The 22,356-nt window shown below is 57.7% G+C and carries 19 protein-coding genes; 18 read left to right on the forward strand and 1 reads right to left on the reverse strand.

Going from position 1 to position 22,356, the window contains the following annotated elements:
• Positions 1-2: 2 nt before the first annotated feature.
• The 11 genes from IPM58_14440 (at position 3) to IPM58_14490 (ending at position 14,451) form a co-directional block, all read left to right on the forward strand.
• The gene (locus IPM58_14440; protein ID MBK9308241.1) at positions 3-824 is read left to right on the forward strand and encodes a F0F1 ATP synthase subunit delta; all 822 of its coding nucleotides are present in this window, start codon (positions 3-5) and stop codon (positions 822-824) included.
• A 2-nt stretch (positions 825-826) separates the two neighbouring features.
• Positions 827-2,467 carry an alternate F1F0 ATPase, F1 subunit alpha gene (locus IPM58_14445; protein ID MBK9308242.1) on the forward strand — a complete coding sequence of 547 codons (1,641 nt, stop codon included), beginning with the start codon at positions 827-829 and terminating at the stop codon, positions 2,465-2,467.
• Positions 2,464-3,357: a F0F1 ATP synthase subunit gamma gene (locus tag IPM58_14450; protein MBK9308243.1), complete on the forward strand. Its 894-nt coding sequence runs from the start codon at positions 2,464-2,466 to the stop codon at positions 3,355-3,357. Before IPM58_14445 ends, IPM58_14450 begins: the two co-directional genes overlap by 4 nt.
• A 56-nt stretch (positions 3,358-3,413) precedes the next feature.
• A complete protein-coding gene (locus IPM58_14455) occupies positions 3,414-3,599 on the forward strand; it encodes a YHS domain-containing protein (GenBank protein MBK9308244.1) in 186 nt (61 codons plus the stop codon).
• 6 nt (positions 3,600-3,605) lie between these two features.
• Positions 3,606-4,631, forward strand: a complete 1,026-nt coding sequence (galT, locus tag IPM58_14460) for a galactose-1-phosphate uridylyltransferase (GenBank protein ID MBK9308245.1) — start codon at positions 3,606-3,608, stop codon at positions 4,629-4,631.
• Entirely contained in the window at positions 4,631-5,899 is a 1,269-nt protein-coding gene (locus IPM58_14465) for a glycosyltransferase (protein ID MBK9308246.1), read from the forward strand. The genes galT and IPM58_14465 overlap by 1 nt, the downstream gene beginning before the upstream one ends.
• Before the next feature lie 84 nt (positions 5,900-5,983).
• Positions 5,984-8,401 carry a phosphoenolpyruvate synthase gene (gene ppsA, locus IPM58_14470; protein ID MBK9308247.1) on the forward strand — a complete coding sequence of 806 codons (2,418 nt, stop codon included), beginning with the start codon at positions 5,984-5,986 and terminating at the stop codon, positions 8,399-8,401.
• A gap of 64 nt (positions 8,402-8,465) precedes the next feature.
• Positions 8,466-9,479, forward strand: coding sequence for a sodium:calcium antiporter (locus IPM58_14475; GenBank protein MBK9308248.1), 1,014 nt, complete (start codon positions 8,466-8,468; stop codon positions 9,477-9,479).
• Positions 9,476-12,256, forward strand: coding sequence for a cation-translocating P-type ATPase (locus tag IPM58_14480; protein ID MBK9308249.1), 2,781 nt, complete (start codon positions 9,476-9,478; stop codon positions 12,254-12,256). Before IPM58_14475 ends, IPM58_14480 begins: the two co-directional genes overlap by 4 nt.
• Before the next feature lie 775 nt (positions 12,257-13,031).
• The gene (locus IPM58_14485) at positions 13,032-13,457 is read left to right on the forward strand and encodes a hypothetical protein (GenBank protein MBK9308250.1); all 426 of its coding nucleotides are present in this window, start codon (positions 13,032-13,034) and stop codon (positions 13,455-13,457) included.
• Between the two features lie 13 nt (positions 13,458-13,470).
• Entirely contained in the window at positions 13,471-14,451 is a 981-nt protein-coding gene (locus IPM58_14490) for a carboxypeptidase regulatory-like domain-containing protein (protein ID MBK9308251.1), read from the forward strand.
• A gap of 162 nt (positions 14,452-14,613) precedes the next feature.
• Here IPM58_14490 and IPM58_14495 read toward each other — a convergent pair whose 3' ends face one another.
• Positions 14,614-15,471: an HAD-IIB family hydrolase gene (locus tag IPM58_14495; GenBank protein ID MBK9308252.1), complete on the reverse strand. Its 858-nt coding sequence runs from the start codon at positions 15,469-15,471 to the stop codon at positions 14,614-14,616.
• Between the two features lie 258 nt (positions 15,472-15,729).
• Here IPM58_14495 and IPM58_14500 point away from each other — a divergent pair, with 258 nt between their 5' ends.
• The 7 genes from IPM58_14500 to IPM58_14530 form a co-directional block, all read left to right on the forward strand.
• A complete protein-coding gene (locus tag IPM58_14500) occupies positions 15,730-16,974 on the forward strand; it encodes a glycosyl transferase (protein MBK9308253.1) in 1,245 nt (414 codons plus the stop codon).
• A 17-nt stretch (positions 16,975-16,991) separates the two neighbouring features.
• Complete coding sequence (locus IPM58_14505) at positions 16,992-18,248, forward strand: glycosyltransferase (GenBank protein MBK9308254.1); 1,257 nt, start codon at positions 16,992-16,994, stop codon at positions 18,246-18,248.
• 35 nt (positions 18,249-18,283) lie between these two features.
• The gene (locus IPM58_14510) at positions 18,284-18,994 is read left to right on the forward strand and encodes a hypothetical protein (GenBank protein MBK9308255.1); all 711 of its coding nucleotides are present in this window, start codon (positions 18,284-18,286) and stop codon (positions 18,992-18,994) included.
• Positions 18,991-20,268 carry an ABC transporter substrate-binding protein gene (locus tag IPM58_14515; protein ID MBK9308256.1) on the forward strand — a complete coding sequence of 426 codons (1,278 nt, stop codon included), beginning with the start codon at positions 18,991-18,993 and terminating at the stop codon, positions 20,266-20,268. The genes IPM58_14510 and IPM58_14515 overlap by 4 nt, the downstream gene beginning before the upstream one ends.
• Positions 20,269-20,308: 40 nt before the next feature.
• A complete protein-coding gene (locus tag IPM58_14520) occupies positions 20,309-21,205 on the forward strand; it encodes a sugar ABC transporter permease (protein ID MBK9308257.1) in 897 nt (298 codons plus the stop codon).
• Between the two features lie 35 nt (positions 21,206-21,240).
• The gene (locus IPM58_14525; GenBank protein MBK9308258.1) at positions 21,241-22,065 is read left to right on the forward strand and encodes a carbohydrate ABC transporter permease; all 825 of its coding nucleotides are present in this window, start codon (positions 21,241-21,243) and stop codon (positions 22,063-22,065) included.
• Positions 22,066-22,069: 4 nt separating this feature from the next.
• Positions 22,070-22,356 (forward strand): ABC transporter ATP-binding protein (locus tag IPM58_14530; protein ID MBK9308259.1); only part of this gene is annotated, 287 nt, incomplete at its 3' end.

Consider the following 22,356-nt stretch of genomic DNA (forward strand, 5'->3'; position numbering starts at 1 on the left):
CGATGCTGATCGATTGGTTCACTGTCATTGCACAGGCGCTCAACTTTCTTATCTTGGTGTGGTTGATGCGGCGTTTTCTATACAAACCTATCCTCGATGCCATCGACGCGCGGGAGAAGCGTATCGTCGGTGAACTCGCCGATGCCGCCGCGCAACAAACTGAAGCCCAAAAGGAGCGTGACGAGTTCCAGCGCAAAAACAAGGAGTTCGACCGGCAGCTTGCCGCACTCTTGCGCCAGGCGACAGACGAGGCGAAAGCTGAACGTCAGCGGCTCCTGGATGAAGCACGGCAGGCGGCCGACGCCTTGAGTGCCAAGCGACAGGAGACGCTGAGAAACGATGCTCATCACCTCAATCAAGCGATCGGTCGCCGGACCCAGCAGGAAGTGTTTGCCATTGCGCGAAAGGCACTGACGGATCTCGCCACGACCAGTCTGGAAGAGCGCATAAGAGAGGTGTTCATTCGCCGCTTGCAAGAGATGGACGGTCAGGCAAAAGCAGGCCTCGCCGCGGCCCTCAAGACATCATCGAGCCCCGCGCGCGTGCGCAGCGCAGTTGACTTACCGGCGGAGGAACGGGCGGCGATACAACAGGCACTCAATGAAACCTTCTCGGCTGAAATCTCCGTCCGGTTTGAGACCGCGCCGGATTTGATCAGCGGAATCGAACTCACTACGAACGGACACAAAGTGGCATGGAGCATCGCGGATTATCTCCTGTCGCTGGAACAAGGCGTCGGCGAATTACTGACAAAGAAAGATACGTCTCAGGCCAAGGCCGAACCTCAATCCGAACAACCTCGGCTACAAACACAGAGCCCCTGAACATGGAACCTGAGAGTCTTCAGAGCGTGTTCGACCGCGCGTTTACCGGAATACGCCAGGTGCGGGATGCATTCGTGCCCCAACTGAGGCTGCGGGAAATCGGCACGATTACGAGTATCGCCACGGGCATCGCAAAGGTCTCCGGCCTCCCCGGCGTGGGTTTTGAGGAGGTGCTGAGGTTTGCCGGAGATGCGTATGGCATCGCATTCAACGTCGATGAAGACGAAATCGGCGTGGTTCTGTTGGGCGACTACTGGCAGCTGCATACGGGCGATGAAGTCGAACGCAGGGGGCACGTGATGGACGTGCCGGTGGGAAACTCATTGATCGGACGCATTGTTAATCCATTGGGCCGGCCTCTGGACGGCAAGGGGCCGGTGGTGACCAGTGGGCGCCTACCTATCGAGCGCACTGCACCGCACATCATGGACCGCTCGCCCGTCACCGTACCGGTACAAACTGGTATCAAGGTCATCGATGCGCTCATCCCCATCGGGCGTGGCCAGCGCGAACTGATCGTCGGCGACCGACAGACAGGCAAGACCACGATCGCGCTTGATACGATTCTCAATCAACGCGACCAAAACATGCTCTGCGTCTATTGCGCCATTGGCCAGCGCGCATCCGGGGTGGCCAAAGTAGTCGCCGCCCTGCGCGAAAAGGGTGCGATGGATTACACCATTGTCGTCGTAACCGAAGGCAACGATCCACCCGGCCTCGCCTACATCGCTCCGTATGCCGCGACCAGCATTGCGGAGCATTTCATGGCACAAGGCCGAGATGTGCTGATCGTGTACGACGACCTCACCCATCATGCGCGCGCCTATCGCGAGCTGTCGTTGCTGCTGCGTCGCCCGCCCGGACGCGAGGCGTTTCCCGGCGACATCTTCTACCTCCACGCGCGGCTGCTGGAGCGCGCCACGCACGTGCGCCCGGAACTCGGCGGCGGATCACTGACCGCGCTGCCTATTATCGAAACTGAAGCGCAGGACATTTCCGCCTACATTCCGACCAACCTCATTTCCATCACGGACGGGCAGATTTACCTTTCGCCGTCGTTGTTCGAATTAGGCGTACTGCCCGCGGTCGATGTGGGTAAATCCGTCTCGCGCGTCGGCGGCAAGGCGCAACGCGCGGCCTACCGTGCCGTGGCGGGCGATCTCAAGCTCGCCTACGCGCAGTTCGAGGAGCTCGAGACTTTTGCCAGGTTCGGCGCCAGGCTGGATGAAGACACCCGCATGATCATTGAACATGGGCGGCGTATCCGTGCCTGTCTCAAACAGCCGGAATTCGCCCCGGTATCCATGGCCGCACAAATCGCTGTGCTGCTGGCGTTGACCGCGAAACTCTTCGACTCGGTGCCGATCGACCAGATGACGGACGCCGAGCACGCCTTACGCGAGGCGGCGGCGGTGCACATCCCATCGGAGGTATGCGCGCGATTCGAAACCGCCAAGGCGTTGAGCGATGAGGATCACACAACGATTCTTGAAATCGCCCGTCATGCACTCGTCCGTTTCCAGCCTCCGCCGGGATCAAAACCTGAACCCAACGACAAGCCCATATCTGATGTGCACCCCAAACCGAAGCCCGAGCCGGTGACTACACCGAAGCGAAAGGCAGAGGCCGAGGAGAAGTCATGAGCGAGACGACGGCGAGCCTGCGCCGCAAGATCACCAGTGCCGGCGATCTCCAATCCGTCGTTCGCACAATGAAAGCCCTGGCCGGAGCGAGTATCGGCCAATATGAGCAATCAGTGCGCGCGCTGGCCGACTACTATCGAACTGTGGAGCTGGGGTTGAGCGTGTGTTTCCGTGAAAGCGGGCCGGAAGGGCTGTTGACAGAAGATACCGGACGCACCGACGAGACCTCCGTCGGTGCGGTTGTATTCGGTTCCGATCAGGGGCTGGTTGGGCAGTTCAATGATGTGGTGGGTGATTTTGCGGTGAAAACCCTGGCCGCTCTTCCCGGCACACCGAAGATCTGGGCGGTCGGCGAACGCGTGCACGGCCGCCTGTCGGACGCGGGGCTGCCGCTGGTTGGACTTTTCGCTGTGCCGAACTCCATCAAGACCATCACCCCGCTCGTCGGGCAGATTCTCGTCGAGAGCGAGACCCACCACAGCCAGAGTGACCTCACCGAACTTCACCTCTTCTACAACCGCCCCACCGCCGGTGCGGTATATGCCCCGGTTAGTCAGCGACTGCTACCGCTGGACGAGTCCTGGCGACGCAAGTTGGCGGAACGTCCTTGGCCGACCGGAAACTTGCCCGAGGTCATCGGTCGCGGCACCGTGACCTTGCGGGTGCTCATCCGCGAATATCTTTTTGTCTCGCTCTTCCGAGCCTGCGCCGAATCCCTCGCGAGCGAGAACGCGAGCCGCCTGGCAGCGATGCAGCGCGCCGACAAAAATATCGACGAATTGCTGGAGTACCTCAACGGGACATTCCATCGTTTGCGCCAGAGCGGTATCGATGAAGAACTGTTCGATGTCACATCCGGCTTCGAGGCGCTGTCACGCAGTCGATGTTGAGCAGCTTCACCGTGCTGCGTCGACGATAATCACGCGGCTGATGAAAGGAGACCACCATGCAAAGAGATCCTGTCTGTCAGATGGACGTGGATGTGCAGACGGCGGCTGCGCACAGCAGCTATCAAGGAAAGAACTACTATGTTTGCGCGCCAGGCTGCCAGGAAGCCTTTGAGAAAGACCCTGGCCGATATGTGTCGAAGCAGACAGACCCTCTGGGGCGAAAGAGTCAATCAGACGGGTAACGTGCTATGTCCATCATCCGTCAAGATCCGACGACGAAAGAATGGGTCATCATTGCCGCGGAGCGGACAAGACGCCCGCACGAATATGCTCGGCCGGTTCGTACTCGCTCGCAACCAACTGACATCGGTTCCTGCCCATTCTGTCCCGGGCATGAAGCGGCGACGCCTGATGAGGTCTTCAGAATACCGGGCGTGAGTGGAACCGCCTGGGCCGTGCGCGTGACCTCGAACAAATATCCGGCGCTTGGAGCAACGGGTCAGCTCGAACGACGAGAAACGGGATCCTTGTTCCGTGAAATGGATGGAGTCGGGATCCACGAGGTCATCATTGAGACGCCCATTCACGACCAAAGCTTGCCCCTGATGACGGACCCTGAGGTGGCCGATGTCCTGACCGCCTATCAAGCGAGATATCGGTCGCTACAGAACGACCCACGCCTCAAATACATCATCGTTTTCAAGAACCATGGCGAAGCGGCCGGGACATCGCTCGTGCATCCGCATTCGCAACTGGTCGCAACGCCGGTCCCGCCGATGCTGTTGCGCCGGAAATACGAAGTCGCCGTCGCCCACCACGATGACACCGGCCGATGCTTGTATTGCGATGTCATGGACGAAGAACGAAAGGCGAGGAGCCGAGTTGTCATGGAAACAGATCGGTTTTTGGTCTTCCATCCCTTCGCCTCCCGGGTGGCGTTCGAGACATGGATCATGCCCAAGCGGCATCAACCGTCGTTCGGACAGGTGAGTGGAGAGGATCTCCGTGAATTGGCGCCGGTGTTGCGTCGCACGCTGCGGACTTTATACGACACGCTGGGTGATCCGGATTTCAACTACATCATCCACAGTGCGCCGGCAGAAGATGAAAACAAGGACTACTACCTTTGGCACATTCAAATCCTTCCTCGGCTGACGACCATTGCCGGATTCGAACTGGGATCGGGCATTTACGTGTCGACCATGCAGCCTGAAGATTCGGCAGCCGTCATCAGAGAATATGCGCAGGCGACAGCAGAAGGAGGATCCGCCTGATGAAAGGAGCAACGATGCTTCCGAAAATCTCCGTCAGCCGGCGATGCGGGGCAATCTTGGCCAATGTTCAGCGGTACCGTATGCTCATTAGCGACGAACTGAGCGAAGAACTGTCTCAGTTGGCGCATGAGTTGAGGGATGTACGGATTTGCCATCTCAACTCGACCGCGTTCGGCGGCGGCGTCGCTGAACTTCTCTCTCGATACCTGCCGATGCTCCAAGCCTTGGACCTTTCTGCCGACTGGCGTTTGATCCACGGCCAACCGGAATTCTTCACCGTCACGAAGGCCTTTCACAACGCGCTGCAAGGCGGACATTACGCCTTGGGTGAAACGGAACAGAAACTGTATCTGGAGGTAAACGAGCGAAGCGCGGAAGCGCTTGGCGACGACTACGATGTCTATATCGTGCACGACCCTCAACCGGCGGCGCTGCGGCATTTCACCGGTCCTCGTCACGCGAAATGGATCTGGCGTTGTCATATCGATAGTTCATCGCCGGACAAGCAGGTGAGCGGATTCTTGCTGCCGTACCTCGAAGAGTATGATGCCGTGGTCTTCACGATGTCTGAGTTCCTCTTGCCGGGTCTCAGGGCTCAACGAGCGGCTTTCATTGCGCCGGCCATCGATCCATTGGCGACCAAGAACATGGAGCTCTCTCAGGACCTATGCCGCCGGGCCATCGCGGATTCGGGAGTCGATCCGAGCAAACCGCTGCTGGTGCAAGTGTCGCGGTTCGATCCTTGGAAAGACCCTTTGGGCGTCATCGAAGCCTATCGTTTGGTCAAGAAGGAAATTCCCGACGTGCAGTTGGCCTTGATCGGTGCGATGGCCGGGGATGATCCAGAGGGCTGGGCTCTACTCGACCGAGTGGAAGAGGAAGCCTCCGGAGATCCGAACATGTTCGTATTTACGAATCTGGCCGGTGTCGGCAGCATGGAGGTCAACGTGTTTCAGCGAGGCTGCGACGTCGTCATTCAAAAATCGCTTCGCGAGGGATTCGGACTCGTCGTGTCGGAAGCGTTCTGGAAGGAGAAGGCCGTCGTGGCCGGACAGGCAGGAGGAATTCCGATGCAGTACCCGGAAGGCTTCGAGGACAATCTGGTTCACAGCGTCGAAGCCTGTGCGGAACGCATCGTCCATCTGTTGCGTCATCCCGGTGAGCGGGGTTCGTTCGGACGGGCCGGCCGCGAACACGTGCGGAAGAACTTCCTTCTGCCTCGATTGGTTCGCGATGAGCTTCGGTTGATCAAGCGACTGGTCGGCTGAGGTTCGATGATGGTTCTACACGCCGTTGCATAAAGGGTTGGGCTGCCGACATGACTAATCAAATGATCCAAGAAAGGAGCAGCCATGGGCAGAGTCACACAGAGTCTTGAGCTGGTGAGATGGTTTGAAGACTTGGGCATTAAAGATGTGCCGTCTGTCGGAGGGAAGAACGCGTCGTTGGGCGAAATGTATCGCGAGCTGGCTGCCAAGGGTGTGAAGGTGCCGAACGGGTTTGCCGTGACCGCGGACGCGTACCGCGCCTTCTTGAAGGATACGGACCTCGACGGCACGATTAGGACCATTCTCAAAGACCTGAACACCCATAATCTGGAGAATCTGCGTCAGCGCAGCAGGCAAGTCCGGCAGGCGATTCTGGGCGCGGTCTTGCCGCTCGAGTTGTCGGAGGCGATCAGCGATGCGTACGATCAGTTGAGCGGCAGCCATGCAGAACCGGTGGATGTCGCCGTGCGGAGCAGTGCGACAGCTGAGGATCTTCCCGACGCCAGTTTCGCGGGCCAACAGGAAACGTATCTGAATGTGCAAGGCCATCTTGCTGTACTGGAATACTGCAAACGCTGCTTCGCGTCGCTGTTCACCGACCGGGCGCTTTCATACCGAGCCGACAAAGGGTTCGATCATTTCAAGATCGCGCTGTCCATCGGCGTCCAACGGATGGTGCGCTCCGACCTGGCGACATCCGGCGTGATGTTTTCGATCGATACGGAAACCGGTTTCCGCGACGCAGTGTTGATCAACGCCGCCTATGGCCTCGGCGAAAACGTCGTGCAGGGTTCGGTGAATCCGGATGAATACTATGTCTTCAAGCCGACATTAAAGCTGGGCCACCGTCCCATTCTGCAGAAAATACTCGGTACGAAAGAATTCAAACTGGTGTACGACATCGGCGGCGGGAAAATGGTCAAGAATCTCCCGGTTCCTTCGTGGGAGAGGGAACAGTTCGCCGTGACGGACGATGACATTCTGACACTCGCCCGATGGGCCTGCACCATCGAGGATCATTACAGCGCGAAGCGAGGAGTTCCTAGCCCGATGGATATGGAATGGGCCAAGGACGGCCTAACAGGGGAACTCTTCATCGTGCAGGCTCGCCCTGAAACCGTGCAATCGTTGAAAAAGGGGCGGGTATTGAAAACCTATCGACTCACACAACGAGGGCGAGTCTTAGTCGAGGGGCGTAGCATCGGGGGCAAGATCGCGCAGGGACCGGTGCGGGTCATTAAATCCGTTCAGCAGATTCATGAATTCAGAGGAGGCGAAGTCTTGGTCACGGATAAGACGGATCCGGACTGGGAACCGGTTATGAAGAACGCGCAGGCGATCGTGACCAATCGAGGAGGACGAACCTGCCATGCCGCAATCGTCAGCCGCGAATTAGGACTACCGGCCATCGTGGGGACGGAACATGCGACCGATCTGCTCCATGATGGACAACTCGTCACCGTGTCCTGTGCGGAAGGCGATACAGGGTTTGTGTACGAGGGACAGATTCCGTTTCACGTCGAGAAGCTTGATGTGAACGAGATCCGCCGGCCCACGACCAAGATCATGATGAATGTCGGAAGCCCGCAAGAAGCCTTCGGCCTTTCCTTCCTCCCGAATGACGGCGTCGGCTTGGCGAGGGAAGAATTCATTATCAGTACCTATATCAAAGTGCATCCGCTGGCGCTCCTCGAGTTCGACCGACTGGACGATCAGGCCCTGAGGGCTGAGATCAACCGAGTCACGGCCGGGTATTCGGACAAGGCCGAGTTCTTCGTCGATAAGTTGGCGCAGGGCGTCGCGATGATCGGGGCGGCCTTTTATCCGAAGGACGTGATCGTCCGGCTCAGCGACTTTAAGAGTAATGAATATGCCGATCTGATCGGAGGCCGGCGCTACGAACCGCAGGAAGAGAATCCGATGTTGGGGTTTCGAGGGGCGTCCCGCTATTACGATCCACGCTATCGTGAAGGTTTCGCATTGGAATGCCGGGCGATGAAACAGGTGCGGGATGTGATGGGTCTGACGAACGTAAAACTCATGGTCCCGTTCTGCCGCACGGTTGAAGAAGGGAAACTCGTTCTGGCAGAAATGGAGCGGCATGGGTTGAAGCGGGGAGAGAAGGGACTTGAAGTCTACGTCATGTGCGAAATCCCGAGCAACGTGATTTTGGCGGAAGAATTCGCCGAGATCTTCGACGGGTTTTCAATCGGGTCGAACGATCTCACGCAGCTGGTGCTCGGCGTGGATCGCGATTCGGAAATCGTGGCCCATCTCTTCGACGAGCGAAACGAGGCGGTTAAGAAGATGGTGGCGACCGTGATCAAAGCCGCCAAGGCGAAGGGAAGGAAGATCGGCATTTGCGGCCAGGCGCCGAGCGACTATCCGGAGTTCGCAAACTTCCTCGTCGAGCAGGGGATTGAAAGCATGTCCTTGAACCCAGACGCGGTCATCAAAACGACGATGGCGGTGCTGGAACAGGAGAAACAACGTTCACGATGAGCCTGCAAGATGAAACTGGATCGGAAAAATGTGGGCAGAGGAAAGAGAGGGGACGGTAGGCCCGATGTTCACATCCTGGGCGATCTTTTTGGTGAGCGCCGCCGTGATCGTTTATGCCGGTACGAAATTGTCTCGTTATGGGGACCAGATCGCGGATCTCACCGGGTTAGGGGGACTCTGGATCGGTGTCGTGCTGATGGCGGGAGCCACATCGCTTCCGGAAGTGTTCACGACCGTCAGCGCGAGCCTGCTCGATGCGCCGGATCTGGCGGCCGGCGATCTGTTCGGTGCCTGTATGACGAATATGCTGACGCTGGGACTCATCGATTTGATGCACCGGCAGAAACGGGTGTGGCAGCAGGCGGCCTTCGAACATGCGTTGAGCGCCGGATTAGCCATGTTTTTGACGGGGCTCGCGGCGTTTTTCATCCTCCTGGGACAAGATATCAAATATGGCGGCATCGGATTGGGCAGTACGGTTGTACTGCTGTTCTACATTCTCGGTATGCGCGTCATTTTCAGGCAGGAGTCCGTGAAGCGCCGTCAGCGCGAACAAGAAAAAGTGGTCGAAGGTCACGCGCGTGAGGAGGATGACGGACCGAGCAAGCGCGATGGGCTGAAGCGAGCCGCGCTCGGGTTCGGATCAGCTGCGTTCGGTCTCTTGATCGCCGCGCCGTTTCTCGCGAGCTCGGCGAATCAGATCGCCGAACAGTCCGGTGTGTCCGCGACGTTTATCGGCACGTCGCTCGTGGCTATTACGACCTCGCTTCCCGAACTTGTGACGGCGGTGGCGGCAGTCCGGTTGGGCGCATTCGACCTGGCCGTCGGCAACTTGTTCGGCAGCAACGCCTTTAACATGGCCGCGTTCTTTTTCGTGGATGTGGCCCATCAGAGCGGGCCGTTGTTCAATGCCGTGTCGGACGCGCATGCGTTGACTGCCTTGTGGGGTATCCTCATGATGAGTGTGGCGCTGATGGGGATCATCTATCGTGTTGAGAAACGATATCTCCTGATTGAACCGGACAGTTTGGCCATTATCCTCGGCTACTGTCTCGGACTCGTATTGTTGTTTCAATGAACGCACCAATCACCACAACCGTAAGAGAAGAGCTGCAGCGCATCGGCACGTGGCGGCTTTCAACAGAAGACGTGGCTCGACAGGTGGAGGCCGATGCGGAGCACGGTCTTACCACCGAGGAGGCTCGGCGTCGCCTGGATCGCCAAGGTGCCAACGAATTGCCCGAAAGTCCTCCTCCTTCCCTGCTCTCATTATTCCTGTCTCAGTTCACCAACGTCATCGTGTGGGTGCTGATCGGGGCGGCGGTCATCTCCGGTCTCTTGGAGGATTGGCTTGATGCGGCGGCCATCTTGACGATTGTGCTGCTCAACGGAGTGCTTGGGTTTGTACAAGAGTTTCGGGCCGAGCGGTCGTTGGCAGCGCTGCGAAAAATGTCGATCGCGACGGCTCAGGTGGTCCGCGACGGCACGCTGCGAGTGATTCCCGCACGGGAGGTCGTCTCCGGCGATGTCGTGCTCCTCGAGGCCGGAGATCGAATTCCGGCAGATGCACGGCTGGTGTACGCGACAAATTTTCACACACAGGAAGCCTCCCTCACCGGAGAATCGACGCCTGTTGAAAAGGGCGCGGACGCGATCGATCGGCCGGATGTGCCGCTGGCCGACCGATCCAACATGGTCTTCATGGGCACCGTTGCTGTGTCGGGTAAGGCCCGTGCGCTCGTGACGGCCACGGGGCTCAACACAGAACTGGGACACATTGCGACCATGATTCAAAAGGCCGCCGAAGCGGAGCGGACCGAAACGCCACTTCAGCAGCGCCTCGCGCAATTCGGCTACACCTTATTGTGGTTGGCGCTGGGGGTCGTCAGTGTCGTCTTTGTCTTGGGCTACCTGCGCGGCGAACCGGCGATGACCATGTTCCTCACATCAGTCAGTCTCGCTGTGGCCGCCGTTCCGGAGGGGCTCCCGGCTGTGGTGACGATCACCCTCGCCCTGGGTGTCACACGGATGGTCCGACGGAACGCACTCATCCGCAAATTGCCGGCGGTTGAAACGCTTGGTTCCGCCACCGTCATCTGCTCCGATAAAACCGGCACACTCACGAAGAACGAAATGACGGTGACGAAGCTTTTCGTGGGAGAAAAAGTATTTGATGTGACTGGTGAAGGATATGATCCAGTAGGCGAAATCCGTGAAGCGTTAGGCGTGAAGCGTGAGAGACCGCCCTCTGCACCTGACCCTCCACTCATGGCCCGTGACCCATCGCATCTGCCCGAAGAGCTTCGCCAACTGTTGACGGCATCGGTGTTGTGCAACGGTGCGACGTTGAAGGAGGAAGATGGCACCTGGCAGGTGATCGGTGATCCGACGGAGGGGGCCCTCTTGGTTGCGGCCGCAAAGGCCGGCCTTCGTATGGAAGAACTTGAGCCGAGCCACCAGTTTCTTGGAGAGGTTCCGTTCGATCCTGAGCGGAAGATGATGACGATTGTGCGGCAGTCGTCGGGCGGGCCGGTGGCCTATGTGAAAGGTGCGCCGGATGTCCTCCTTGGCCGATGCACCCACCGGCTGGGCCCGAACGGGACGATCGAACCATTGTCGGATTCAACCCGTGCCGCGGTCCTTGACGCCAATGCGCAATTTGCACATTGCGCGCTGCGTGTGCTGGGCCTTGGGCAGCGTCGGCTGGCACGCCAACCTGATTCTTACCACTCGTCGGAACTCGAGCAACAACTGGTCTTTCTGGGCCTTGCCGCCATGAAGGATCCGTTGAGACCGGAGGCAAAAATCGCAGTGCAAGCCTGCCATGCTGCCGGCATCAGGACGGTCATGATTACGGGAGATCACAAGGATACGGCGACGGCGATCGCAGAAGAACTGAGAGGGATGAAGGAGCCGATACAGTCGTTATCCGGGTCGGAACTGGATCGCTTGTCCGATGACAACTTGGTCCGGACCGTGGAGCAGGTGGCGGTCTATGCGAGAGTCACGGCGGAACACAAGCTGCGCATCGTCAAGGCGTGGAAGTCGACCGGCGCGGTTGTGGCCATGACGGGAGACGGGGTGAACGATGCTCCGGCCGTGAAGGCAGCCGACATCGGTGTCGCGATGGGAATCACAGGAACCGACGTCACAAAAGAAGCCGCCGACATGGTGGTGACGGATGATAATTTTGCCTCGATCGCGGCAGCTGTGGAAGAGGGCCGGGGCATCTTCGATAATATTCGGAAAGCGGTGCATTTCTTACTCTCGTGCAACGTGAGCGAGGTGCTGGTCATGCTCTTTGCCACGCTGTTGGGTGTACCGCTGCCGCTACTCCCGATCCAGATTCTCTGGATGAACCTGGTGACGGATGGGTTTCCTGCTCTGGCCTTGGCGGTCGATCCAAAGGCCCCGGACTTGATGAAGCGCCGACCGAGAAGGCCGGAGGCACGGTTGTTAGACAGAGGGAGCCTGATGGCGATCGGCCTCGAGGGGCTGATGTTGAGTGCCATTGCATTGGGGGCGTTCACCTATAGTCTGTACGGTCTCCATCAAGATGTCGAACAAGCGAGGACCGTCGCGTTCACCGTGCTGGTGATCAATCAACTGGTGCATGCCTTCAACTGCCGAAGCGACCGCTGGTCGCTGTTTCAGATCGGTGTGGGAACGAATCGTCCGTTGCTCCTTGCCTTCGCATTCTCCCTCGGCATCCAAATAGCCGTGTTGACTGTTCCACCGGTAGCCGCGATCTTCAAGGTTGCCCCGTTGCCGCTTGAAGATTGGGTGCTGATGGGGGCGACTGGCATGTTGCCCGTTGCCATCATGGAAGCGGTCAAACTGTGGAGGCGTTCCTGAAGGTGTCGAGGGGAGAGCGCGAACGGGGTAGATGTTGACTTGAGGTGTCGATCGATTGGGGGCCGATCCAGGAGAATTCGAATCAACCTCGCACGAGCCATTCCGAATGGTACTACTGCCTAGTCGCCAGGCTTCGCGTTGGGGTGCACCTTGCCGGGGAACGGATCCAGGATGTTCTTCGGCGCATGGTTCCAGATCACGTCCGCCAGGTTCGGCATGCGGCTCACAGTCTGCGCCGCCACCCCACGCCGGCTCCGAACAATCCGCTCTTTCCATCGGTGACTGTGATATTGATAGCTATTATGTGATTGTACTTTCGCAGAGACGGCGCCATTTGCGAACTAGGATATCTCCTAGGTTTTCCGTCGAAGACCCCTTAAAGGCACCTCCATTAATGTGCCGGCCGAGTGAAGTGAATGATCTGATAAAGTGTTGCATAAGCAGTTGGCGGACACTATAAATAGGTTGTGTGCAAATTCTGGGAGAGGGTGACGGCTTGCTGTCTGGAGAACGTTGAACGCTGTCGAATGCCGTATGGTACCTCTTTTCAAGGGTATGGCGTCTTGCATCACGGTTCCCTTCAATATGGCTATGATCCCCCGCGAGCCCGCTGAGTTTCTCTGCTCCTTTGTGAAGCGATAGTCGGTACTGTGAAGAGACACGGTGCACCGGCTCGTGGATGCAGGGGAGAAGGATCCGTTGGCCACGCGCTGAGCCGCTGTCGTGGCGGCCGTCGAATCTGCGCGCGACAGATGGGCGGGCAAGGACAATAAGCATGCTGAAACATACAAGCCTAGGCGGTCTGCTCTTCATCTTGGTCATCTTGACCAGCTGCAGTGTATTTTCAAAAGCGGACGGGCCCACGCGAGTTCATGACATCTATATCAACGGCCAGGATTCGATAACGCCCCTTGAGCTGTATGCCGCGGTGGGAGAAGAAATCCGGTGGCACAACCAACTTGCGGTTCCGATTCATCTTGGATTGCTCGGGGTGAAGCCGATCGAGGAAGCACGCTGTGATAAAGGATTCACGACATGGTTTGGGACCATCAAGGAGATGATCCCGATTGCAGCAGGAGATTTTGTCAGCGTGTGTTTTCTGCACGCTCATACGGTCCGGTACAATGTGTGGACGGATATCACCGACCCCTTCCATTCAATGAGTCCGACGGCAATTATTCATCTGGACGAGGCAAGGTGATGGTACGGGAGATATGTTGTCAACATGGTGTAAGGAGGAAGCGATGAGGACGCTCGTGCGCCAAATTGTGATCGTCGCCTGTGCCTATGGGCTCAGCCTTGGTTGGGTTCCGGATATCGGGGCGTATGAGGAGATGTCTCTTTCCGAGAGCGGATCGCTCTCGGGAACCGTCAATCTCGACGGCAAAGTGCCGATGCCGAAGGGGTACAATCTCACCACCGTGCCGGATCCAGTCTATTGTGGGCGGATTTCCGATGGGCGAGGCTGGAGATTGCTGCAGCCTTTCGACGTCGGCTCGAAGCAGGAGTTTCGCAACGTTGTCGTCTATCTTGACGGGATCGACAAGGGAAAGCCTTTCGGCGAGTATGTGCCCCCGAGAATCGAAGCCGTGGACTGTCGCTTTATTCCGTTTATCAACGTCGTGCGCGATCTCCACGATGTCGTCGTCGTCAACATGGACCCTGCCTTTCACGACATTCAAGCCTACGAGACCTCACATCTTGGGCCTCGTGTCTTATTCAATGTGCCGTTGCCGATCAGTAAACGATATCCTCGTGAGGCCGGGTTGAGCGCAAATTTCCACAAGCACTACGAAGGGGCCACCGTGACTCAATCGGTCAAGATGACGAGGGACCGAAAGATTTTTACCATGCAATGCGGCTTCCATCCCTATATGGAAAGTTGGGCATTGGTTGCCGACCATCCCTATTATACTGTGGCCGACTCCGAAGGGCGGTTCGAGTTCACCGACATTCCACCCGGCACCTACAAGGTGAAAGTCTGGCATCCGTACATCAGGGACGAGATTGAGCAGACGATTACGATTGAACCGAAAAAGGAGGCGAGCGTGAGTCTGACGGTCGAGGCACCGACCGGTCGCCTCTATGCCAATCAAATGGTCGAGAATGCCTATGTTCGGTACACGATTACTGAAGATGTGCAGAGTCAAATCGTGCCGACGTTGGAAAAACAACGTATCATCGCACCTGAATGATACCGGCCTTGTGGTTCAGATGACGACGCATCGAATCATGGAGTTCTAGGGTAACGGCTGAGTCAGGGACCGACCGGCTCGTGACCTGTGGTCAAGAATCAGAAGCGATTCGGGAGCCCTTGCATCACGAGCCCTGTACACAGTGGCCTGTTCCAGCTGATCTCATCCCAACAAGGATAATACGGCTCGATTCCACCCGAGAGGGCCTGGACCCGGCGCGAGGATCAGCTTGGGAAGCGGGATGGCTGTCTCATACGAACCGTTAGGTCGTTGAACAAGAATGGGTTGCTCCACTGTCTGAAGCATCGGGAGATCGTTCAGGCTGTTTCCAATCCCGACGGTGATGAGCCGGTCTCGATCATGGTCAGCCAGACGGCGGTAGCAATCGATGAGATAGTGCACAGCGTGACCCTTGTCCTGAACGCCCATCAGGTGATGAAAGCGATCTCCTTTCGTCCAGCGCAGGCCACGGGCTGTGATGGCCTGTGCGAGAGTTTCCAATGGGCATTGCTCATCCTCCACCACGAACGGCTCATCATAGTGACGCTGCATGGCCAGTTCTGCTTCCGGCCGAGAAAGCCCTGTCCGTTTGACCACCTCGTCGGGGGACATATCGCCATACCCTCTCAACTCCACTCCGAGTTCTCGTTCAATGTCCTTGAGGGCTTGGCGAAGGACGGCGTAGGAGGTGCCCAGTTCGACAAGAACATACTGGTCCTGATTCGTTGCAGCAGGAAGTTGGAACGGGAAGTAGGATGATGGAATCACCACGGCGCCTCCGTTCTCGACGATAAACGGGTGCTCATTGCCGAGGCGGGTCCGTAGGGGCTCAATTTCCGCCTGGGTTTTGCTTGAGACAACGACAAGGGGGATCGAACGGGTATGAAGCTGATCCAACGCTTCCCGCGCGGCTTCGAACGAGTAGGTTGAACTGTCGAGGAGCGTGCCGTCCAAGTCTGTGAAGATGACCATGGTCCTTGAGTTTCCTTTGATGGTCGATGCGTGTGATCGAGTCATCATGGTGCTAGATCGATCCTGTACCGGGTGCAGTGGGTTCAATCTTAAACGAACCCCAAAGCTCGCGAAAGCGGGAACAAGGAGTCGTTTCTTGCTGCTGATGCAATGGCGGCATACTCAATCCATGCCACAACAATTCATGAAATTCCATCTGGGATTCATCGCCCATCTGTGCGATGCTGGGGACCCTATCCGGTTGTGGCTGACGCAACGTAGAGACAACGGAGCGATCGCTGCACTGAACTCGGGAGGAGTATCATTATGTCGGATTTCTTCCAGAACGGGGTGGTGAGTGTTCTGCATCGCCTCGGTTCATCCAACTTGGAACAGCTGGAGCGGGAACTTGAGCAGTATCACCATGTCAACCCGATCGCATTGGTCTTACCGTGCCTCTATTCGGAGCTCGAAGGTCCGGCCCTGGCCGGAATCGTTGATGAACTGAAACGAGTCAAATATCTGAACGAGATCGTCGTCGCGCTCGGGCATGCATCGGCCCTCGAGTTTCGGCGTGCGAAAGACTATTTCAAGGTGCTTCCGCAACATCTGCGGCTCGTCTGGGTGGATGGTGCTCCGGTGCAAGACATCCTTAAGACCCTGGTCGAACGGGAGGTCGATGTAGGGTTGCCAGGGAAAGGCCAATCCTGTTGGCTCGCGTTCGGCTATGTCTTGGCTCGGCAGCGAAGCCAGGTCATCGTGCTCCATGATTGCGACATTGTGAGCTACCACCGTGAATATCTTGCACGGCTCTGTTATCCGCTCGGCAACCCGAATCTCGGCTATGAGTTTTGTAAAGGCTATTATAGTCGTGTCACAGACCAGCTGCACGGGCGGGTTACCAGGTTGTTCATCACTCCGCTCATACGCTCATTGCAGCAACTTGTTGGGAGTCACCCGCTGCTGACCTTTCTGGACAGTTTTCGTTACCCCCTCGCGGGGGAATTTGCGATGGTTCGCGATCTGGCCTGGGTTAATCGTATTCCCGGAGACTGGGGATTGGAGGTCGGGATTCTAGCGGAAGTGTATCGGAACTGCGCATTGCGTCGTGTGTGCCAGGCCGATATCGCCGATGCGTATGAGCACAAACATCAAGCGCTGTCCTCGGACGATCCGGAAAAGGGATTGCTCAAGATGACTGTGGATATCGCGAAATCTCTGTTCCGCCATCTGGCCAGCGAAGGTCTGGTGCTCGGTGACCCGGAACTCAAAACCTTGCGAGCCAGCTATCTTCGTATCGCCGAGGAGGCCATCCGCCGATATGAAGACAGCGCGGCGATCAACAGTCTGAAGTTCGATCGGCATGCGGAGCGAACCGCCGTCGAGACGTTCCTGAAAGGCATCAAATTGGCTTCAGAGGTCTTTCAGAAAGATCCGTTAGGAGTGCCGATGATTTCAAACTGGAGTCGCGTGGCCGCAGCGGTTCCGGATGTCTTCGATCGTCTCGTGCGAGCCGTGGAGGAGGATCATCAGTGGGACCCGACGAAAGAACCACGCCAAGCTCCGAAGTGAGCAAACCACCCGTCGCGTTGACGGCGGAAACCGAGGCTTCTCTTGATGCGATCGGCAGCGTAGACATCCTGGTCGGCATTCCGAGTTACAACAACGCCGATACCATCGAGCATGTGGTCCGTGCCGTGAGCGTCGGGCTCGCGAAATATTTTCCCACGCATCGGGCCGTGTTGGTGAATTCCGACGGAGGCTCTTCAGACGGGACCGCTGAGGCGGTCTCGAGGGCGGTGGTCGATTACGACGCATTGCTCATTCGCGATCAGCAGAGCCAGCTTCAGAAGATCATCACCCCCTATCATGGGATTCCCGGTAAGGGGAGTGCGTTTCGCACGATTTTCGAAATTGCGCGGCGGCTGAATGCCAAGGCTTGCGCCGTCGTCGATTCAGACCTCAGGAGCATCACGCCGGAATGGATCGAGCTGTTGTTGCGTCCGATCCTCGATGATCATTACGACTACGTGGCTCCCTATTATCTGCGCCATAAGTATGACGGCACGATTACGAACAGTATCGTCTATCCGCTTACGCGGACTCTCTATGGGCAACGGATCAGACAACCGATCGGGGGTGATTTCGGATTTGCCGGACATTTGTCCGAACATTACCTGGATCAACATGTCTGGGAGTCGGACGTTGCACGATTTGGGATCGATATCTGGATGACCACCGAGGCCATCGCGAGCGGTGCCCGGGTCTGCCAAAGTTTTCTAGGAGCCAAGATTCATAATCCCAAGGATCCGGCCGCAGATTTGGCCGGCATGCTCATGCAGGTGTTGGGAGCGGTCTTTGCCTTGATGGAGTCGCACCATCGTGTCTGGTCGACGGTGCAAGGGTCGAAGGCGGTCAAGCTCTTTGGCTTTCAGTACGAGGTTGGTGTTGAGCCCGTCAACGTCAATGTGGAGCGCATGATCGCAGTGTTTCAACAGGGCGTAGCCGATCTGACGCCTATTTGGGAACAGGCGTTGGGCAAGGAGATTGTGGGAGAACTGATAACGGCTGGAGCGACCGCTGCTTCGGACTTTCGAATTTCCGACGACCTGTGGGTTCGTGTGGTATTTGAAGCCGCACTGGCGTACCGTGAACATCGCATGGCTCGAGAGCATTTACTGAAAGCCCTGACGCCTCTCTATCTTGGGCGGACTGCGACTTTTGTGTTGGAAACGCAGGCGCTTACGACGAAGGAGGCCGAAGGGCGGGTCGAACAACTCTGTGACGTGTTCGAGTCGAAGAAATCGTACTTGGTCAAACAGTGGAACCCTGAACCGCACGCTTAAGTGAGAGTGCCGGCGGAGAATGGGGGGAGGTGAGTATGACGACAGATTTTTTTCGCACTGCGCTACTCGCGCCATTGGAGCAACTTGGCCGACAGGTCTTGGATGTCTTACCGAATGTGTTGGCCATGCTCATCATCATCGGGGTGGGTTTCTTGGTAGCCCGCGCGTTGGCCCATGTGGTCGAACGGCTCTTGCGTGTGATGCGTCTCGACCATCTGTGCGATCGGCTTGAAATCAATGCTGCGCTCTTGCGTGGGGGCGTGAAGGCCGATCCCTCCTATATCATGGGCCAGGCCGTCTATTGGGCCGTCGTCGCCTTTTCCGTGATCGCCGGGTTGGGGGCGCTGAATCTCCAGCCGATCAACCAGTTTGCCAATTCGCTCTTGGCGTATATTCCTCACGCGTTGGTCGCCGGGTTGATTTTGGTCAGCGGATACCTGCTCTCCAATTTCATCGCACAAGGTGTGTTGATCGCAGGCGTGAATGCCGGGCTGCCACCGGCACGGTTGTTTGCGAATATGTCGCGTTGGGGCATCCAACTCTTTGCGTTGGCCATGGCAGCGGAGGAATTGGGTATTGCGGCAAGTGTGGTCCTGGTAGGCTTCGGGATTACCTTTGGAGGCATTGTGTTCGCCACCTGTTTGGCGTTCGGACTCGGGGCCAAGGATTTAGCCAAGGACTATCTTGAGCGGACGTTCTGGAGTCGAGGGCGCGATCGCGCTCCGGACGATCTGCGGCATCTATGATGATCGGGGTGTTCCTCTTCCTCTGGCTGGCGGCGGCGATTGGCTGTACGCAGAGCGGAGAAGGGACGGATCGTACGCCGACTGTTCTTGTGTTCAAGCATGGGAAATTATCCGGTGATGGGCGTGTGCTGTCCGACCTGCTCAGAGATTTCGAACGACAGCATGAAGGGGTCACGGTTCGCGAAGAGCTCTTACCGTCCGATTCGGACCGACAACATCAATACTATGCCATGAATTTGGACGGAGGAAAGGCTCCGTTCGATGTGCTGGGGATCGATACGATTTGGGCGCAGGAATTCGCCAAGGCCGGATGGATTGCCCCGCTGGACGGACTGCTGACTCCGGCTGAGCAAGAGGAGTTCTTTCCTGGTCCGATCGAGGCTGCGACTTTCAATGGCCGCCTGTATGCGGTGCCGTGGTATGTCGATGCAGGGGTTCTCTACTACCGGCGTGACTTGTTGGATCGTCACGGTCTTGAACCACCGCGCACGTGGCTTGAGCTTGTTCAGGCCGCCAAGCTGATCCTGGATGCGGAACGAGACTCTCGCTTAGCCGGGTTTGTGTGGCAGGGGAAGCAATATGAAGGTCTGATGTGTGTCACGCTCGAGGTGCTGCGGAGTAACGGAACTGATCTCTGGAGCGGCGATCGAGACCGTGCCGAGTCTGGTCTGCGTTTCTTGCGAGAGACCATTTCGACCTACGGCATTACCCCGCTGTCCACCAGCATGGCCGATGAAGAATCCACTCGGTGGATGTTCGGTGAAGGCCATGCGCTGTTCATGCGAAATTGGCCCTATGCCTGGTCCCTCCTGCAACAGAAGGGCTCGCCGGTTCGCGGGAAGGTGGGAGTCGTTTCGCTGCCGGCCTTTTCCGGATTTGCCAGTGCGCCGGTTCTCGGAGGGTGGATGCTCGCCATCCCGAAGAGTTCCACCCATCAAGCGATGGTGGGCGAGCTGATTAAGTTCTTGACCTCGCCCGACACGCAACGCAAGGTCGCCGTGGAGTTGGGGTATAACCCGGTTCGGCGAGCGCTCTATGCCGATGAGTCATTGCTCGAGGTGCGCCCTCTCCTGAAGGATCTCCATCCGATCCTGTTGGAAGCTAGGCCGCGTCCGGTCACACCATATTATCTCCTCATTTCTCAAGCGGTACAACCGGAAATCAGTGCGGTCGTCGTGGGGCGAAAGTCGCCCAAAGAAGCGCTGGAAGCCATTAGACGACGAGTCGATCAGATCATGGGGGAGCAACGCTCAACGGCAGTGATGGAACGATGATGGACAGTCAGTCGCTCGCGGAGATGCAGAGGGCTACCGGATGATCCGATTGTCCGAGCGCGCATGGGGATATGTATTCGCCGGCCCTGCGTTTGTACTCGTGAGTCTGATCGCGCTTGCTCCGATTGCCGCGGCCTTGTGGCTCAGTCTGCGTCAGCAGTTGCCGATCTTTGGAATCGATGAATTTGTCGGCGCCCGGAACTATCTCCAATTGTGGGGGGATGACCGGTTTTGGGCCGCCTGCCGGACGACGTTGTATTTCACGGCCCTCTCCGTATCGGCCGAGCTGTTATTGGGTTTCGGATTTGCCTTGCTTCTGAACCGTCTGTCGAATGGAGCGGGCAAGGGACTCCGGTGGGCGCATGTCATGATCATTCTTCCGTGGGCGATTCCGACTGTCGTGTCCGCTCAGATCTGGGCCTGGCTCTATCAACCGGACTACGGCTTGCTCAATTATCTGCTCTCTGCTGCGGGGATCACCGAAGGGCCCATCGATTGGCTGGCCGATCCCGATTGGGCGATCCATGCGGCGGTGGTGATGGATGTGTGGAAAACCACGCCGTTCGCGGCGCTGTTGCTCTTGGCCGGATTGAAGGCCGTGCCGCAAGAACTCTACGCAGCAGCACGAGTCGACGGGGCCGGAGCGTGGGAACAATTTCGTCGGATTACCCTGCCACTTCTGATGCCTGTCGTCGTCATCGTGTTGGTCTTCCGTACGATGGACGCGGTCCGGGTGTTTGATGCGGTCTTTGTGCTCACGGGTGGAGGCCCGGGCAACAGCACGGAGACCCTGTCGATCTATGCGTACAAGACGCTCTTCCAAACCTTGCAGTTTGGGTATGGATCCGCTCTGGCCACGGCGATGTTTGTGCTTGCCGCACTCCTTTCGATGTTGTACCTCGCGCTGCTCCGCCGGCATGTGCAGGGGGGGGCCTGATGGATCGCCAGACCGAGCAGGCTGGGTCACCCATGATGAACGGGCTTCGAGCTCGTGGCCTTACAGTCGGTGTGCTTGTCCTTGTCGGGCTGTTCTGTCTCGGACCGGTGCTGTGGCAGGCGGTCACATCGATCAAGTTGGATCAGGATCTCGTGCGCCTGCCTCCTCTCATCCCAGAGCACGTAACGAGCGTGCACTATGATCGGGTCTTGCTCAATTCGTCACTACCACGGTCGCTCGTGAACAGCATGATCGTGGCCGCAAGTGCGACGGTGACCGCCATCGTAGTGGGTGCATTTTGCGCCTTTGCGCTCGCACGGCTCCCGATCTCCGGCAAGTCGGTCATACTCGGAGTGGCGCTCGTCACGTCGATGTTCCCGCCTATCGCGGTCATCAGTCCGTTGTACCTCCTGATGAGGGAGCTGGGGTTGAGGGATACCCTTGTCGCCGTGGGGTTGACCCATGCGGTGTATTCACTGCCGCTTGCCGTATGGCTGCTGACAAGTTTCTTTCAGCAGCTTCCCAAGGAGCTCTACCAGGCCGCGCGTATCGACGGCTGCACCCCGTTGCAGGCCTTACTGAGGGTGATGTTTCCTCTTGCGCGACCCGGGCTTGCGGTGGCATCGCTCTTGGTTTTTATCTATTCCTGGAACGAGTTCATGTTTGCCCTGACGCTGACGGCCAGTGATGCCACTCGCACCGCACCGGTCGCCGTCGCATTGTTCCCGGGGTTGTACGAAATTCCTTGGGGCGACCTGGCCGCCGCGTCTCTGGTGGTGACTCTGCCGGTCGCCGGTCTCGCGCTGGCATTTCAACGCCACATCATTGCCGGCCTGACAGCCGGCAGTGTGAAAGGATAAGGCCATGGCTGAAGTCCGGATCGAGTTGATCGAGAAGCGTATCGGACACAAAACCATTCTCCCTCCGCTCACGCTGACGGTACAGGACGGCGAGTTCTTCGTACTCGTGGGCCCTTCCGGCTGTGGGAAATCCACATTGCTGAGCCTCCTTGCCGGTCTTGATCAACCGACCGCCGGTCGTATTCTGTTCGACGGGGTCGATGTCACCGACTTGGAACCGCGGGAGCGCGATGTGGCGTTGGTGTTTCAAAGCTACGCGTTGTACCCCCACATGACTGTTCGCGAGAATAT

Source organism: Nitrospira sp. (genome assembly GCA_016715825.1).
Taxonomy (GTDB): Bacteria; Nitrospirota; Nitrospiria; order Nitrospirales; family Nitrospiraceae; genus Nitrospira_D.

Excerpts from the sequence above, each read along its gene's own strand:
- IPM58_14450 (MBK9308243.1), top strand. The coding sequence starts at position 2,464 with ATGAGCGAGACGACGGCGAGCCTGCGCCGCAAGATCACCAGTGCCGGC.
- IPM58_14480 (MBK9308249.1), top strand. The coding sequence starts at position 9,476 with ATGAACGCACCAATCACCACAACCGTAAGAGAAGAGCTGCAGCGCATC.
- IPM58_14525 (MBK9308258.1), top strand. The coding sequence starts at position 21,241 with ATGAACGGGCTTCGAGCTCGTGGCCTTACAGTCGGTGTGCTTGTCCTT.
- IPM58_14510 (MBK9308255.1), top strand. The coding sequence starts at position 18,284 with ATGACGACAGATTTTTTTCGCACTGCGCTACTCGCGCCATTGGAGCAA.
- IPM58_14515 (MBK9308256.1), top strand. The coding sequence starts at position 18,991 with ATGATGATCGGGGTGTTCCTCTTCCTCTGGCTGGCGGCGGCGATTGGC.
- IPM58_14440 (MBK9308241.1), top strand. The coding sequence starts at position 3 with ATGCTGATCGATTGGTTCACTGTCATTGCACAGGCGCTCAACTTTCTT.
- IPM58_14490 (MBK9308251.1), top strand. The coding sequence starts at position 13,471 with ATGTTGTCAACATGGTGTAAGGAGGAAGCGATGAGGACGCTCGTGCGC.
- IPM58_14465 (MBK9308246.1), top strand. The coding sequence starts at position 4,631 with ATGAAAGGAGCAACGATGCTTCCGAAAATCTCCGTCAGCCGGCGATGC.
- IPM58_14520 (MBK9308257.1), top strand. The coding sequence starts at position 20,309 with ATGATCCGATTGTCCGAGCGCGCATGGGGATATGTATTCGCCGGCCCT.
- IPM58_14485 (MBK9308250.1), top strand. The coding sequence starts at position 13,032 with ATGCTGAAACATACAAGCCTAGGCGGTCTGCTCTTCATCTTGGTCATC.
- galT (MBK9308245.1), top strand. The coding sequence starts at position 3,606 with ATGTCCATCATCCGTCAAGATCCGACGACGAAAGAATGGGTCATCATT.
- IPM58_14500 (MBK9308253.1), top strand. The coding sequence starts at position 15,730 with ATGTCGGATTTCTTCCAGAACGGGGTGGTGAGTGTTCTGCATCGCCTC.
- IPM58_14495 (MBK9308252.1), bottom strand. The coding sequence starts at position 15,471 with ATGATGACTCGATCACACGCATCGACCATCAAAGGAAACTCAAGGACC.
- IPM58_14445 (MBK9308242.1), top strand. The coding sequence starts at position 827 with ATGGAACCTGAGAGTCTTCAGAGCGTGTTCGACCGCGCGTTTACCGGA.
- IPM58_14475 (MBK9308248.1), top strand. The coding sequence starts at position 8,466 with ATGTTCACATCCTGGGCGATCTTTTTGGTGAGCGCCGCCGTGATCGTT.
- ppsA (MBK9308247.1), top strand. The coding sequence starts at position 5,984 with ATGGGCAGAGTCACACAGAGTCTTGAGCTGGTGAGATGGTTTGAAGAC.
- IPM58_14455 (MBK9308244.1), top strand. The coding sequence starts at position 3,414 with ATGCAAAGAGATCCTGTCTGTCAGATGGACGTGGATGTGCAGACGGCG.